Origin of the sequence: Salibacterium lacus, assembly GCF_042684865.1 — a bacterium.
Lineage (GTDB): Bacteria > Bacillota > Bacilli > Bacillales > Marinococcaceae > Salibacterium > Salibacterium lacus.
The window spans coordinates 295,839-309,561 of the sequence record NZ_JBHUML010000003.1 but is presented as its reverse complement, the minus strand read 5'-3'; the positions used below and the strand labels follow the sequence as shown (position 1 = coordinate 309,561).

General features: G+C 49.4%; 13 protein-coding genes. 8 read left to right on the top strand and 5 right to left on the bottom strand.

Annotated features, from left to right (window positions below; all coding sequences use genetic code 11):
- Window positions 1-41: 41 nt before the first annotated feature.
- Window positions 42-1,859 (top strand): S-layer homology domain-containing protein, encoded by a 1,818-nt coding sequence (locus tag ACFSUB_RS12000; RefSeq protein ID WP_380713493.1) that lies wholly within the window; start codon window positions 42-44, stop codon window positions 1,857-1,859.
- Between the two features lie 75 nt (window positions 1,860-1,934).
- Here the strand turns inward: ACFSUB_RS12000 and ACFSUB_RS11995 are convergent, their stop codons facing one another.
- Window positions 1,935-2,333 (bottom strand): hypothetical protein, encoded by a 399-nt coding sequence (locus ACFSUB_RS11995; protein WP_380713652.1) that lies wholly within the window; start codon window positions 2,331-2,333, stop codon window positions 1,935-1,937.
- 132 nt (window positions 2,334-2,465) lie between these two features.
- On the opposite strand from ACFSUB_RS11995, the gene ACFSUB_RS11990 reads away from it, so the two are divergent.
- Entirely contained in the window at window positions 2,466-3,014 is a 549-nt protein-coding gene (locus ACFSUB_RS11990) for a GNAT family N-acetyltransferase (protein WP_380713492.1), read from the top strand.
- 5 nt (window positions 3,015-3,019) lie between these two features.
- On the opposite strand, the gene uvsE is transcribed toward ACFSUB_RS11990, so the two are convergent.
- On the bottom strand, window positions 3,020-3,976 hold the full coding sequence (uvsE, locus tag ACFSUB_RS11985) for a UV DNA damage repair endonuclease UvsE (protein ID WP_380713491.1): 957 nt from the start codon (window positions 3,974-3,976) through the stop codon (window positions 3,020-3,022).
- A gap of 109 nt (window positions 3,977-4,085) precedes the next feature.
- Window positions 4,086-5,444: an MFS transporter gene (locus ACFSUB_RS11980; RefSeq protein WP_380713490.1), complete on the bottom strand. Its 1,359-nt coding sequence runs from the start codon at window positions 5,442-5,444 to the stop codon at window positions 4,086-4,088.
- Between the two features lie 235 nt (window positions 5,445-5,679).
- Between ACFSUB_RS11980 and ACFSUB_RS11975 the strand changes: the two genes are divergently transcribed.
- From ACFSUB_RS11975 to ACFSUB_RS11965, 3 genes are all read left to right on the top strand, one after another.
- The gene (locus ACFSUB_RS11975) at window positions 5,680-5,970 is read left to right on the top strand and encodes a TIGR04104 family putative zinc finger protein (RefSeq protein ID WP_380713489.1); all 291 of its coding nucleotides are present in this window, start codon (window positions 5,680-5,682) and stop codon (window positions 5,968-5,970) included.
- Entirely contained in the window at window positions 5,967-6,497 is a 531-nt protein-coding gene (locus ACFSUB_RS11970) for a hypothetical protein (protein WP_380713488.1), read from the top strand. Before ACFSUB_RS11975 ends, ACFSUB_RS11970 begins: the two co-directional genes overlap by 4 nt.
- A gap of 129 nt (window positions 6,498-6,626) precedes the next feature.
- Complete coding sequence (locus ACFSUB_RS11965) at window positions 6,627-6,887, top strand: NifU N-terminal domain-containing protein (RefSeq protein ID WP_090924997.1); 261 nt, start codon at window positions 6,627-6,629, stop codon at window positions 6,885-6,887.
- A 246-nt stretch (window positions 6,888-7,133) separates the two neighbouring features.
- Here the strand turns inward: ACFSUB_RS11965 and ACFSUB_RS11960 are convergent, their stop codons facing one another.
- Entirely contained in the window at window positions 7,134-8,423 is a 1,290-nt protein-coding gene (locus ACFSUB_RS11960; RefSeq protein ID WP_380713487.1) for a glycosyl hydrolase family 18 protein, read from the bottom strand.
- 133 nt (window positions 8,424-8,556) lie between these two features.
- The gene (locus tag ACFSUB_RS11955) at window positions 8,557-9,294 is read right to left on the bottom strand and encodes a MurR/RpiR family transcriptional regulator (RefSeq protein WP_380713486.1); all 738 of its coding nucleotides are present in this window, start codon (window positions 9,292-9,294) and stop codon (window positions 8,557-8,559) included.
- Between the two features lie 146 nt (window positions 9,295-9,440).
- On the opposite strand from ACFSUB_RS11955, the gene ACFSUB_RS11950 reads away from it, so the two are divergent.
- The 3 genes from ACFSUB_RS11950 to ACFSUB_RS11940 all read left to right on the top strand — a co-directional run bounded on the left by ACFSUB_RS11950 (window position 9,441) and on the right by ACFSUB_RS11940 (window position 13,570).
- Entirely contained in the window at window positions 9,441-10,202 is a 762-nt protein-coding gene (locus tag ACFSUB_RS11950) for an ABC transporter ATP-binding protein (RefSeq protein WP_380713485.1), read from the top strand.
- Window positions 10,203-10,220: 18 nt separating this feature from the next.
- On the top strand, window positions 10,221-12,047 hold the full coding sequence (locus tag ACFSUB_RS11945) for an FtsX-like permease family protein (RefSeq protein ID WP_380713484.1): 1,827 nt from the start codon (window positions 10,221-10,223) through the stop codon (window positions 12,045-12,047).
- A 194-nt stretch (window positions 12,048-12,241) separates the two neighbouring features.
- On the top strand, window positions 12,242-13,570 hold the full coding sequence (locus ACFSUB_RS11940) for a 6-phospho-beta-glucosidase (protein ID WP_380713483.1): 1,329 nt from the start codon (window positions 12,242-12,244) through the stop codon (window positions 13,568-13,570).
- Window positions 13,571-13,723: the final 153 nt, after the last annotated feature.

Genomic DNA, 13,723 nt, shown 5'->3' with positions numbered 1-13,723 from the left:
TGTTTCGTTTCCCTGTATAACAAATCAAAAAGGAGTGTTTGATGATGAAAGGGAAACGAATACTTACAGTATCGCTGGCTGCGTCCATGCTGGTGCCGTCTGCGGCGATGGCAGCGGACAACAGTGAATCAAAAGACATGATGGAGCCGACGGTATCCACCTCGGCCGTGGACTTGAGAGCAAATCTAAGTCAGCTGCTGGCTTCGCACTTTGAATATCAGGTGCTGACTGCGGTAAAAGTGTACAAGCAGGCGGACGACGCAGAGCTGGTGAGAGAGAAGTTGGAAGATAACGCGCAGCAAATCACAACAGCGATAGAATCCATTTACGGAGAAGAGGGAGCTTCCCAGTTTGCAGATATCTTTGCTTCCCAGTACGAAGACAGTTCGGAACTCGGCATGGCGCTCCGCAATGGAAACATGGATGAGAGAGAAGAAGTGAAGGACCAGCTGCTGAATGACTTCCCGTCCGAACTTGGCGGATTTCTCGGCACGGCGACTGAAGGCAATCTTCCAGCCGATACAGCCGAACAAGCGCTACGTGCTCATGAGCAGGACGTTATCAATACAGCAAAGCATTTCGTGAACGGAGATTATGAAGAAGCCTACGCTGCTTACGATGAAGGCTACAAACAGATGTACACGATCGGCGGCGCCCTATCCAGCGGTATTGTAACGCAGATGCCGGAGATGTTTAATCATACCGAAGCGATGACACCGGCCGCTGACCTCAGAGCTTCCTTCAACCAGCTGCTCGGCCTTCATTTTGACTATCAGGTGCTGACGGCCGTGCAGGAGTCTCAGAATGCCGATGGTGCCGAAGCTGCAAGTGAACAGCTTGAAGCCAATGCCGGCGAAATGGTGACAGCTGTTGAATCCATTTACGGGGAAGAAGGAGCGGCTCAGTTTGAAGAGATCTTCTCCAGCCAGTACGAAGATACATCAGGTCTTGGCAATGCCATCGAAAATAATGATGACATGCAGAAGGAAGAAGTAACAGACAGTCTTCTGATGGACTTTCCGGAGGAACTGGGGATGTTTCTGGAAACAGCAACAGAAGGCAACCTCCCGGCCGACACGGCGGAATCGGTGCTGAATGCCCATGAGCAGGACGTGATCGATGTTGTGGAGTCGTATGTGATGGAAGACTATGAGATGGCGTACAACTCTTTTGATGAAGGCGGCGAGCGCATGTCCACCATTGGCACAGCCCTATCCGGTGCGATTGTGACGCAGATGCCGGAAATGTTTGCTCAGGAAGAAGAAAATGATGGATCAGAAGAACCGGAAGAACCTCAGGATCCGATGAACCCAAGTGCCGTAGATATGTATTCCGATATAAACGCGGACTTCTGGGCGGTGAATGAAATCAGTCATCTGACAAATGAAAATATTATCAAAGGCTACATGGACGGAACGTTCCGCCCGAATGATCCGATCAAACGGGTGCAGGCGGCGAAAATCATCACAGGAGCGATGGACCTTTCAACGGACAACCGTCCGGATGCCGGTTTTGATGACATCAGCTCGGAGTATTACGGCAAAGCCTACATCGACACTGTAGCAGATGAAGGAATCATGATGGGCCACGGTGATGAGTTTAACCCGAATGATACGCTGACCCGGGCTCAGATGGCTGTTGTTCTCGAGCGGGCGTTCGGTTTTGAAGCTCAAGGGTCGGATGCATCTTTCACGGATATTTCGTCCGATTACTGGGCGCATGACGGTATCCATGCTGTTGTTTCCGCGGGACTTGCAAGCGGCTACCAGGATGATACCTTCCGCCCGGGAAATGATACAACCCGCGCCCAGTTCTCTGTCTTTATTTCCAACACGCTGGACTGGATGGAAAATCAATAAAAGAAGTGGGCATAAAACAAATAAAAGACGGAGCGGACATTCATCCCGCTCCGTTTTTTAACGATGTATTTTATTCTACCACGCTTCTTCTCCGTCAGCCTCGTCATCTCCGTCATCCTGGCGTTCTTTCAGTAAATCAATCGCAGACTCCAGATACATCACGTAAGCTCCTTCTTCTTCTTCTTCCACATGGCCTGGAATAAGGCGTTGCAGCCGTTCAAAATTATCGATAATCATGTAGCGGTCCACGTTGCGGCTGGTGAGGACATTATCAAGCCATTCGGTATAGTTCAGGAAGAATTCAATATTGTCCATCTCGTATGTCGCTTCGAGGTTATCGAGATGGTACGCATTTTCCTGCTGCAGTCTCTCCAGCTCCTGTTCACTTTCCTGTTCTTCAAGGTCCTCCAAAAGATTCGGAAACGCATCGTATATTTCACCAACGACTTCGCGTATAATCGTTTCTCTTGCCATATCATTCACTAGTTCGTCACAACCTTCCACGTCTTGTGTTTATTAAATGTAACATATGTACCGGAGGAAGTGTAAGAAACCAGTCCGCTGTGGTATGATCGTGAAAATAAAGAAGGCAGGAGGGACTGGTGGATGTTTTTATATCAGGTGGATGAAGGCACTACGTTGAAAATGCTCGATAGGAGCGATACCGAGGCATTGTTTTCTCTAACCCGGAAATATGCTGAAGAGTTGAAGACATGGCTGCCCTGGGTGGAGCATACGACAACGTCTGCCGACACGAAAGCTTTTATCCGTTCGGCGATGCAGCAGTTCGCGGACGGCAACGGCTGGCAGGCGGGAATCCGACATCATGGTGACCTGGCCGGGGTTATTGGTTTTCATTATATCGATGAGGTCAACCGGGCAGCGAGCATTGGTTACTGGATAGCCCCGCCCTTTGAAAAACGCGGCCTGGTCACGACATCGTGCCGGGCGTTACTGGCGCATGCGTTCGATGAGCTGGATCTGCACCGGGTTGAAATCAAAGCCGCAAAAGCCAATGAGAAAAGCCGCGCTGTTCCCGCCCTCCTTGGGTTTCAGGAGGAAGGACAGCTCCGGGGAGCGGAGCGGGTGAACGGGACGCATCTTGACGTTATCGTCTACAGCATGCTGCAGGAAGAATGGAAAAGAGGGGGATGAGGGAATTACCATTCCAATATTCCCTCATCCATCCGCTTGACGCCCCGTATGAATGTTAAGTCTTCCACGAGCTGCAGCATGGCCCGGTCTTTCTCCTTGGCTTCAATCATGACATCCACGTCCCGCCCGCACCGTTTCAGCGCCTGCAGAAACGGCTGGACAAATGAGGGATCGACGAAGTCCGCGTGGCTTCGGAATTCCTCGTCCGACCTGGGGGAGGAAAGATGGATTTTCGGTGGTACATTCCGATTTTCCCACGTGGCGAAAAAACGGGGGAGAATGTCGTAGAGTGATTCTTCCATCGTTTTATTAGCCTCATAGTGATGATAATCAAACATCATGGGGAGGTTCTGGGTTTCGCATATATTCAGCACTTCAGAGGCTGTATACGTTTTATCATCGTTTTCGAGAGTCATCTGTTCTTTTACGGCGGCAGGCACCTTCTTGATGTTTTCGTGGAAGCGATCGACTGCGGTCTTTTTATGTCCGTACGCCCCGCCGACATGAAGATTGATATAAGCTTCATCCGAAAGGCCCATCGCTTCCAGCACACGGTAATGATAATTCATGTCAGTCACAGCGTTGTCGGTCACCTGACCTTTATCGCTTGTGAACAGAGTGAACTGGTTGGGATGAAAGCTGGTGCGCAGCTGATGGGTTTTGACCAGTCTTCCGATTTCTTCATAAAGATCCCGGAACGGCGTGATATAATCCCATTCCACTTCCGGATGGGTCGCCAGCGGCACAAGAGATGACGAGAAACGGTACAGCGGAATACGATGGGCGATATTGAAATGAAGGGCCCGGATCGTATTCTCGAGATTGCTGCGGGTGATGCGGTGGAGTTTCTCCGTCCGGTCCGGCTCCTTCATGGAAGACCAGTTTTTGTATGTCATCGTTCCGGCAGGAGAGGCGTTCCAGAGTGATAACGCATGGGATACATAACCAAATCGTAAAATCATTGCAGGGCTCCTTTTGTGAAAGAGTAAGATCTTCGTATGTTTAACAATAGTGCTGACATACCCGAAGCAGTGTCCTTGAAAACGTAAGATACGCATCGCTGTAAACACATTACGAGGAAACGGCCGGCCTTTGGTTTCTCCCCGGAATTCTTATCGAAAGTCCTGTGACAACAGCGCAAAAGATAAGAGAAACCACCGCGACCTTATGGAGCTGATCGATCGTCATAGCTCCGGTGAAAAAGATGCCGAGAACGCTGGAAGACAGAATAGCACCGAGGTAACGGCTCGTCTGGAAAAGACCGGAGGCGGAGCCTGTGTCTTCGGCACGAACCTGTTCAAACAGTGCCCGCTGCATGGAGATATTGTTAAAACCGCTGCTCATACCAAGTATGATCATGATCGCAATCAGCCATCCAAGCGGAGAGTGATTGTGGAACGTGAGGATCAAGACCGTACCTGCGGTCAGTGTGCCCGCGCCCAGAAGGAGCGGAACCTTGGCACCAAAGCGGTCGACGAGTTTTCCGGTGAGCGGTGCAATAATGATTCCCATGCCGGCGAGGGAAAGCATAACAAGTCCTGTCTTTTGTTCGTCCAATCCGCGGACCTGCTGCAGGTAGGCAGGAAGCCCGAAGAAGTACGTGTAATAGACAAGGCTGATGCAGATAAACTGAGCATAAACCAGCGTAGTGTTGTAGTTTTTCTTTAAGGTAAGAACATCGATAAAAGGCTCCTGTTTTCTTTTTTCATACAAATAAAACACAACCGCCGTCACAGCACTGATCCCAAACATAAACCAGTCGGGGTCCTTTTCAAGCGAAAGCAGGCCGAGAATCAAGGTGACCATGGCTGCGGCGAACAGCCCTATCCCTGAAAAATCAATTCGGCGGAGGTCGATGCGTCCGCTTCCGGTGTTCGGCAGAATAAACAGGGACAAGCTGAAAGAGACGATGATAAAAGGGAAGTTAATCAAAAATATGGCATGCCAGTCCCACCAGGAGATGAGAAAGCCTCCGATGGAAGGACCGAATGCAGCAGATGTCGTTGCAAACAGTGACAACCCCGCCAGTGCTTTCCCCTGGCCTTGTGTCACATGCCCCCGTATCATCAACATGGCGCTGGGGTAAAGCGTGGAACTACCCAGAGCCTGAAGAGCCCGCCATATGAGCAGAAACATCAGATTCGGCGAAAAAACAGCAAGCAGGGAAGCCAATGCAGAAACGGCCAGACCGCTTAAAAATAACCGCTTTGCTCCGAACATATCCCCGAGCTTTCCCATGACCGGCTGGGCGGCGGCGCTTGTTAGGTAAAAAATGGAGACGAGCCAGGAAGCCGCCGCAAAAGTAAGCGAAAACTCGTCCTGGAGCCGGGTTAACGCAACCGAAATCATGGAGGAGTTTAATGGATTTAAGAGAGTGCCCAGGCCGATTGTGACGACAAGGAGCCAGGGTCTTTTTATGGTGTTAGTCATGATAAGACCACCTGATTTATATGAAAGTGCCCCTATTCTATCATATGTGCAGGGTCGGTACTGTAGTCAAACGGTGGTTTCAACTCATAAGGACATGGCAATGGAAAGGTAGAAAGACAAACAAAGGAAGATATTCATTGAGCAGGCAGGTTACAGAAATAACGGCATAGAATTCTAAGAATGGTGATGCTGATCTTATCATTATTGTAAAAGTTGTGAGGAAGAGGTGGTGGAAGTGCCGAAATGCCAAACCTGCGGTGAAACATGGAACTGGAAGGAGTCTTATTTCTATGAGCACGGGAAGCCCTGTCCGTATTGCGGAACGAAGCAGTATGCCGACCGGCAGAGCCGAAACATGCAGATGATGCTCCTCCTTCTCATCACGCTTCCTGTACTGCTTCCTGCCTTTCTGGACTTGTCCCTGCCGGTTACGTTCAGCGCACTCCTTGGTGCATTTCTTCTTTGCAGTGCGGTGTATCCGTTTTTGCTGCGGTTGAGCAATAAGGAGGAGGGGACAGAGAGATGACACAAAGAAACAAAGGTATCATAAAATGGACCGCCGCCGCAGCAGGAATCACTGCCTATGCATTCATTGTTCTTCTTATGGCTGGTTTTTTCACGGAAGGCACCAAGCTCGAAGCTGGTGCCCCGGTTTATGACTCGGCCGAACAGGCGGTAGAAGCCCATGTAGAAGAGGATGATATCAGAAAAAGCACTGCCTGGATGCAAACACCGGGAGGAGAGCATCTTATGGTCTCCGAAGTACGGGAGCATGCTTTCAGAATGGGGAAAGTGAAGGAATCGGAAGGGAAGTTTCAACCTGCTGTATTGTTCTCTTCCATTTCTCTTTTGGCGGCAAACGGCAGCTTGCTCAAAGGTACAGCAAGCGCAGAAATTTCCCGTGAAGGTTCTTCTTCCGGCGCATACACACTGCAAATCGGCATGGATCAACCGCATAAACTACCGGACAGTAAGTTTGAATTTGATGTACTGGATGAAGAAGGGACCAGTTTGGTGGAATCGGTACAATTTGTGGATGGGACGAGACAATAGCCTGTGGCACACGCTTCAAGCATAGATATTGGGGAAAACGACAATTCTTATTTAATATTCATTATAAAAAGTGTTATGATAAGAAAAAGATTAGCATGATGTTAAGCGTGTGATCGAAAGGAGACTATAATGGCTATTAACGTACAGGCGGAACCAACGCCGAATCCGAATGCGATGAAGTTTACCGCAGACCGGAACTTGTTTGAAAAAAGCACGTCGCTGAAAAAAGGTGACGACACCGAACACGAACTCGCTCAGGCGTTACTGGAGCTTGACGGTGTGGACAATATTTTCGGCGTCAACGATTTTGTAACGGTGAATAAGACGATGGATGCCGACTGGGATGACCTGACTCCGAAAGTGGAACAGGTTTTTGCCGAAGCGGAATAAGAAATCGTAAGTATTGCCCCGGCCTGTCTGGATGACAGCAGACCGGGGCTCTTTTTATGGACAATTTCAGAATGAAACTGTCCGTAACCTGCGGGATTTGGGATAAAATCAGTGCACGGAGCGGGGAAAGTGTCTATAACTTTATTTTACCGGACAATTAGGAAGGAAAAATGTCTACAAAACGGATATACCGGACACTTTCCGTCCGGAACTGTCGATAATCCCACTGCCTCCTCGGCCGTGTATCTATAACCGTTTATTCACCGTGAAATTTTCTTCGATCAACAGCCAGTTCTGTGGGAACTCCCAGCTGAGCACCCAGTAAAACATGCCGCGCAGCCCGTATTCTTTGATCATATTGAATTTTGCCTGCACGGTGCGCGCATCTTCAAACCAGACTTCATGCTGCGCGCCTGTTTCGTCATAATAGGTGAAATACGGGGACTGCGCGGTCTCGTCAAAGGAGATTGCTGCATTATACCGAAGCGCGAGCTGCAGTGCCTGCTGATGGTCGATTGCTTCGGCCTGCGTTTCCCCCTGCACAAACGGAAGCGTCCAGTCGTAGCCGTAAAGCGGCATGCCGAGCATGATTTTATCCGACGGGATAAGGGTGAGGGCATACTCAATTACGCGCTGCACCTGATCCACCGGGGCGACAGCGCGTGGCGGCCCGCCGGAGTATCCCCATTCGTACGTCATGAGAAAAACAAAATCAGCAAGTTCTCCGTGTACTGCGTAATCATGCCCTTCATACAAATCACCGGTCATCCCGGGTTCCACTTTCGGAGCAAGTGCACTCGAAAGCAGGTAGCCGTATTCGTCCAGGCGGACGCGGGCTTCGCGCATTAACTCGTTATACGCTTCCCGATTCTTTGCGCCAACATACTCGAGGTCAAAGTCAATCCCAAGGAACCCTTTTTCCTGCATAATGGCAAGTGCTTCATCGAGCAGCCGGTTCCGGCGCTCTTCATCTTGCAGCACCTCCGAAGCAAGTTCTGTGCTGAACGCTCCGTCTTCAATATTTGTGATTACCATTAAGGGCACAATCCTGTTTTCATATGCAGTATTAATGATGGCCTGGTCCTCCATGGAAGTCAGTGTGCCGTCCCGGTTCATGTGATAACTGAATAACTGCAGGTAGGTAAGATATTCTCCGATTTCATTGACCATAGCTGTTGAATTATCCCCTGTAATGTCCGGGTTTAAATAAGCCCCGACATCCACAACGGGTTTCATCGGCACAGGCCGGTCGATGTACAGGGGAAAACCGGCAGGCAGTACGGCAGACAGCGGCAAATTGTTCAGACGAAGAATGTAATCGAAGGGAACCCCGTACCGCTGGCTGATTTCCCAAACACTTTCGCCCGGCATCACCCAGTGCAGCCTCCCTTCAAAAGGAATAACCAGCGTCTGACCGACAACAAGGCGCGATGCTTCCGGAATCTGATTGGCGTCCCGTATAGTTTCAAACGGCACATTATACATTCTGCCGATGCCCCATAACGATTCTCCGGGGCGGACAACGTGTATCTGCATGACATGTGCCTCCTTTCACGGACACTTTTTCCTCTTTTCATCTTATTCTTCATGCAGAAAAAAATAACCCACTCCGGCACAAGGTGCAAAAGTGGGTGTTTATTTTGACACATTGTTACCCTGCTGTTGTCATTCAAACGTCATGTGCCTGCTTTTTTTTATATACTTCCCGGGCCGTGGTTTCCAGTAGATAGAGAACCGGAATCTGGGTCGTGATGTTGGCTCCCTCGTACATCTCTTCGGTGACATAATATGGGATTGTAAGGTCCGCCATAGAGGCGATGGTGGAATGCTTCGAATTGGTAATAGCGATAACCGTGCTGCCTTTTTCTTTTAATTGATGAATGTGGGCAGTAGTATAACGATTTTCTCCGGAAACAGACAAGGCAATGGTGACACTGTGTTCCAGCATGCGGGTGTGTATCGGATAGTAGGGGTCTTTAATGTAGACCGAAAACGTCCCGAGGCTGGAAAAATAACGCGCCCCGTATTCCGCGAGGATACCGGAACTGCCAATACCTATAAATAATACATGGTCGGCGGGATGGATAATGTCTACTGCTTTTTGAATGCGTTCATCCAGGTTTCCGGACAGGGTTCGTTCGAAAAATTCACTGACCGCGTGCCGGGAATCTTTGATGATAGTGGTTTCCGAGTTCTCAAGATGCATTTTAAGCTTTACTTTGAATTCCGAGAAGCCTTCACATCCATTTTTACGGCAGAACCGCAGGATGGTTGTTGTGGAAACATGGGTGACCTCCGCCAATTCCCGGATACGCATGTAGGCTGCTTTTTCCATGTTTTTTGTAATGTATTGATACAACGAGGTTTCCAGCTCGTTGAATGAGGCAATTTCTTCATTCGTAAACATGCGCCATCCTCCCTCTTCTATACGTATATCATATCATAATACAGGTGAAAAAACATGTTGTTACGTAAATAAAACAGAGGAAGGCTTTACTACACCATTTGTATCACATAAAATAATACAGGTAGAACAAATGAGGAGAGATGAACATGACTTTACCTGTTGTAGAAGTAAACAACGTGAACAAAGTATACGGCGGCCGCGCGGAAGCGGCGTATCAGGCACTCGATGATGTCTCGTTTTCCATACAGGAAGGAGAGTTTGTCGGTGTGATGGGAGCTTCCGGATCTGGTAAGACGACTCTTCTTCAAGCTATTGCTGCACTGGACCGGGTATCGAGCGGACAGATTACGATTGCCGGTACCAACATAACAGACATGAAAGAAAAAGAGCTTACTGATTTCCGGGCCCGCAGACTTGGGTTTATTTTTCAGGATTTTAATCTGCTCGAAAATATGACAGTCTATGAAAATATCGCACTGCCGCTGTTTCTTCAAAATCAAAAAGGAGAAAGCGTGAAGGAAAGTGTTCACCGTGCCGCCGGGATGCTGGGAATGGAAGATACGTTGTCGAAGTACCCGGCTACGATTTCAGGAGGACAGAAACAGCGCGCCGCAGCGGCAAGAGCCCTTGTTCATCATCCCAGTATGATCCTCGCCGACGAGCCGACCGGTGCGCTTGATTCCGGCAATGCCAAAGGGCTTCTCGAGACATTGCAGCACTTAAACGAAACCTACGATGTCACAACGATGATGGTTACTCATGACGCGTTCAGTGCGAGCTATTGTGAACGGATTTTATTCCTTGAAGATGGACGATTGTACAAAGAAATGCAGAGAACCGGGACACGGGAAGAATTTTTTAAACAAATCCTCGATGAGCAGGCAGAAGCCGGGAAGAAAAAACTTTAGAAGAAAGGGGAGGGCTCAATGCTTGTCAAATTAGCCTGGAACGGCATCAAGACTAAACGTAAAGACTATATTATTCTTCTTACAGGGCTTGTGATGTCGATTGCGATATTCTATATGTTTCAGACGCTTGCTCTAAATCAGGATTTCACCAGTGAAAATGCTATGATCCGCTCGATGCAGCTTGTTTTTCATGTCGGTTCTTTTCTGCTGGCTGTGATCACGTTCTTCTACCTCTTATATACGAACACATTTCTGCTTTCGCTCCGGCAGCGTGAATACGGCATGTTCCTGCTTCTGGGCGCGAAAAAATCCCACTTGAAGCGGCTGATGTTTCTGGAGAATCTCCTGATTGGTGTGGTGGCGCTCGTAATTGGTACAGCCGCCGGAACCGTGCTCTCCGGAGTGACAGCAAGGGCGGTCATGGGGCAGCTGGATGTAAGCCTCGAAGGGTATCATTCGTTTTATCTTCCGTCTCTTGTTGTCACGCTGCTGTTTTTCCTGCTGCTGTTTGTGGTGACAGCGGTGTGGAATCATATCAAGCTGTCGAGGGTTCAAGTGCTCGAGCTTGTTCACGCACACACAACCTCCGACCGGATGCCGGCGCGCCCCAAGCAACGTATCCTGATGATGGGCGCTGGTATTATTAGTTTGACCGGCGGGTGGCTGTCCTTGATTTTTATGGAGCAGCTGAGGGAGACAGGCATCTTTTTGGCTGCCATTCTTACCACATTAGGTACTTACCTGTTGTTTTCTTCGCTGCTGCCGGTCCTTTTGAAAGCCGTGAAGGAAAAAGGGACGTGGAAGGAGAAAGGGATTCGGGCGTTCACCCTGTCCCAGCTCACATTCCGGGTGCAGAACCTGAAGAAATTTCTCGCGACAGCTGCGATGCTTATCGCCCTTGGTGCCGGCGCGATTTCAGGAGGAATGGCTTTTAAAAATAACGCTCCGGTGTTTGCGGAACGGGCCGGTTTCTATGATGCCGTCGTGCACAATGCAGGTCCGGAAGAAAAAGAGATTCTGGATGATATTACGTTCACCGATACCCTGCAGTACAGGTATAAACAGACAGAGAATGAGAGTTTTTACTTGAAAGAAGATTTGAAAAATCAGCTCCCGCAGGTGCGGATATCTTCAGATGAGGTGAAAACCCTGGAAAAAAACCTGCCTGAAGACAGAGATTCATTGGCCGAGGTGAAAGCAGCCGGCGGTTCCGGCTCGGAGTGGAAACAGTTTCTTCAAAGCAGCATCGCGTACGATTTCACGAAGCAGCCGTTTATCGTTTCCCGTGCGTTGTATGAAAACATCAATGCAGAAGAAGGAGTCGTTTTTGCCGGAAAATCAGACGACTTCATGGCTTACCACGACCAATTTGCAGCGCTTGACCAGATCAAAGAACAAAAGATGGAAGCAGCAGACGGAGAGAACTACTACTCGCAAAGTAAATACGGGATGTATGAAAGTTATCAGACTCTGGCCACCGGTACGGTCTTTATGGGATTTTTCCTCGGAGTGGCGTTTCTGGCGATGATGGCGAGCTGTCTGATGTTCAAAGTACTGTCCGGTGCGGCCGGTGATGTACCGAGGTACCGGATGCTGCAGAATATCGGGGTTTCCCGCGATCTTCTGAAGCGTTCTGTGGCAGGCGAATTGTTTATCATCTTCTTGATTCCGGCTCTTCTCGGACTGGCCCACGTTTTGATCGGCATGAACATGTTCTCTTTCATTCTACTGGAGCCGTATTACCGGATCTGGGTATCTCTGCTCGTATTTGTCGTGTTGTATTTCCTTTACTACTGGCTGACGGTAAAAATGTATCAGGGGATGGTGCTTCCGGAACGAAAGTAAGAGATGAAGTGTTTTATTCCACTGCCGATCCATCCCCTGCGCTGTCGAAAACTGCCCAAGTCCGCAGTGAATATAAAAAACACATTGTTACTTATGGAAAACAAATCACAACCTGTGTGAAACGGCACAGAATGCAGAAATGACCTATGCCGCGTTTTTCCTCCATGATTTAATAAAGGTGGAGGTGTTGCGCGATGAGCGAAGGAATCAAAATTGCAACAATCGGTGGAGGTTCGAGTTATACCCCGGAGCTGGTTGAAGGTTTTATCAGGCATTACGACGAGCTGCCGGTAAGGGAATTGTGGCTTGTTGATGTAGAAGAAGGACAGGAAAAACTGGAGATTGTCGGGAATCTCGCCAAGCGTATGATAGAAAAAGCCGGACTGCCGATTGACGTCCATTTGACACTCGACCGCACGGAAGCCCTGCGCGGTGCGGACTTTGTCACGACGCAGCTCCGTGTCGGTATGCTTGATGCACGGGCCAAAGATGAAAGAATTCCCATGAAATACGGGGTGCTCGGTCAGGAAACAAATGGAGCGGGCGGTTTGTTTAAAGGACTCCGGACCATTCCGGTTATTCTCGACATATGCCGGGACATGGAAGAACTGTGTCCGGACGCGTGGCTCATTAATTTCACCAACCCGGCAGGAATGGTGACTGAGGCGGTGCTCCGTTATTCCTCCATTACCAAAGTGGTCGGGCTCTGCAACGTGCCGATCGGGATGGAAATGGGAATCGCGAAGCTGCTCGATGTGGATCATTCCAGAGTGCGGATCGACTTTGCCGGACTTAACCATATGGTATACGGACTGGACGTGTTTCTGGACGGAGAAAATGTGAAAGACCGTGTCATTGAGCTGCTGAGCCAGCCGGGGCAAAGCAGTTTCGTGAAAAATATCGACGGCATGAACTGGGAACCTGAATTCCTGCGTTCTCTGAATGTCCTCACATGCCCGTACCATAACTACTACTATAAAACGGATGAAATGATTGCCAAGGATATTAAAAAAGCGGAAGAAGAGGGAACACGGGCTGAAGTTGTGCAGAAACTGGAGTCGGAATTGTTCGAGCTGTACAAAGATCCGGATCTGTCAGTGAAACCACCGCAGCTTGAGGATCGGGGCGGCGCTTATTACTCCGACGCCGCTGTGCGTCTGATCACATCGATCCATACCGACCGTGGTGACATCCAGCCTGTCAACGTCGTGAACAACGGTGCCATTGCCGGTATCCCGGAAGAATCGGCCGTGGAAGTGAGCTGCGTGATTACAAAGCAGGGACCGAAGCCGCTCCACATCGGCGGGCTCCCGGTACAGGTCCATGGCCTTGTGCAGCAGATCAAATCGTTTGAACGGGTCGCTGCGGAAGCTGCAGTGACCGGCGATTATGAAAAGGCGGTTCTCGCTCTTGCCATCAACCCACTGACGCCGTCTGATTCGATGGCCAAACAGATCGTGGATGATATGATGGAAGCTCATAAATCATGGCTTCCGCAATTTTTCCAGAAGACAGAAGTATGATTATATCCAGTGAAGAGAGTTTGGGACAAAAGCACATGATGCGGCAGATAACACGAATGTTCCGGGTCACTAATCAAAAGCTGTATAGCAGCGGAGCCAAAATGCTTTGACTCCTGCTCAGAACAGCACGAGTCACGGGGACCCCGCAGGATG

Excerpts from the sequence above, each read along its gene's own strand:
- uvsE (WP_380713491.1), bottom strand. The coding sequence starts at position 3,976 with ATGATTTTACGATTTGGTTATGTATCCCATGCGTTATCACTCTGGAAC.
- ACFSUB_RS11955 (WP_380713486.1), bottom strand. The coding sequence starts at position 9,294 with ATGTTTACGAATGAAGAAATTGCCTCATTCAACGAGCTGGAAACCTCG.
- ACFSUB_RS11970 (WP_380713488.1), top strand. The coding sequence starts at position 5,967 with ATGACACAAAGAAACAAAGGTATCATAAAATGGACCGCCGCCGCAGCA.
- ACFSUB_RS11980 (WP_380713490.1), bottom strand. The coding sequence starts at position 5,444 with ATGACTAACACCATAAAAAGACCCTGGCTCCTTGTCGTCACAATCGGC.
- ACFSUB_RS11960 (WP_380713487.1), bottom strand. The coding sequence starts at position 8,423 with ATGCAGATACACGTTGTCCGCCCCGGAGAATCGTTATGGGGCATCGGC.
- ACFSUB_RS11965 (WP_090924997.1), top strand. The coding sequence starts at position 6,627 with ATGGCTATTAACGTACAGGCGGAACCAACGCCGAATCCGAATGCGATG.
- ACFSUB_RS11990 (WP_380713492.1), top strand. The coding sequence starts at position 2,466 with ATGTTTTTATATCAGGTGGATGAAGGCACTACGTTGAAAATGCTCGAT.
- ACFSUB_RS11995 (WP_380713652.1), bottom strand. The coding sequence starts at position 2,333 with ATGGCAAGAGAAACGATTATACGCGAAGTCGTTGGTGAAATATACGAT.
- ACFSUB_RS11950 (WP_380713485.1), top strand. The coding sequence starts at position 9,441 with ATGACTTTACCTGTTGTAGAAGTAAACAACGTGAACAAAGTATACGGC.
- ACFSUB_RS11945 (WP_380713484.1), top strand. The coding sequence starts at position 10,221 with ATGCTTGTCAAATTAGCCTGGAACGGCATCAAGACTAAACGTAAAGAC.
- ACFSUB_RS11940 (WP_380713483.1), top strand. The coding sequence starts at position 12,242 with ATGAGCGAAGGAATCAAAATTGCAACAATCGGTGGAGGTTCGAGTTAT.
- ACFSUB_RS12000 (WP_380713493.1), top strand. The coding sequence starts at position 42 with ATGATGAAAGGGAAACGAATACTTACAGTATCGCTGGCTGCGTCCATG.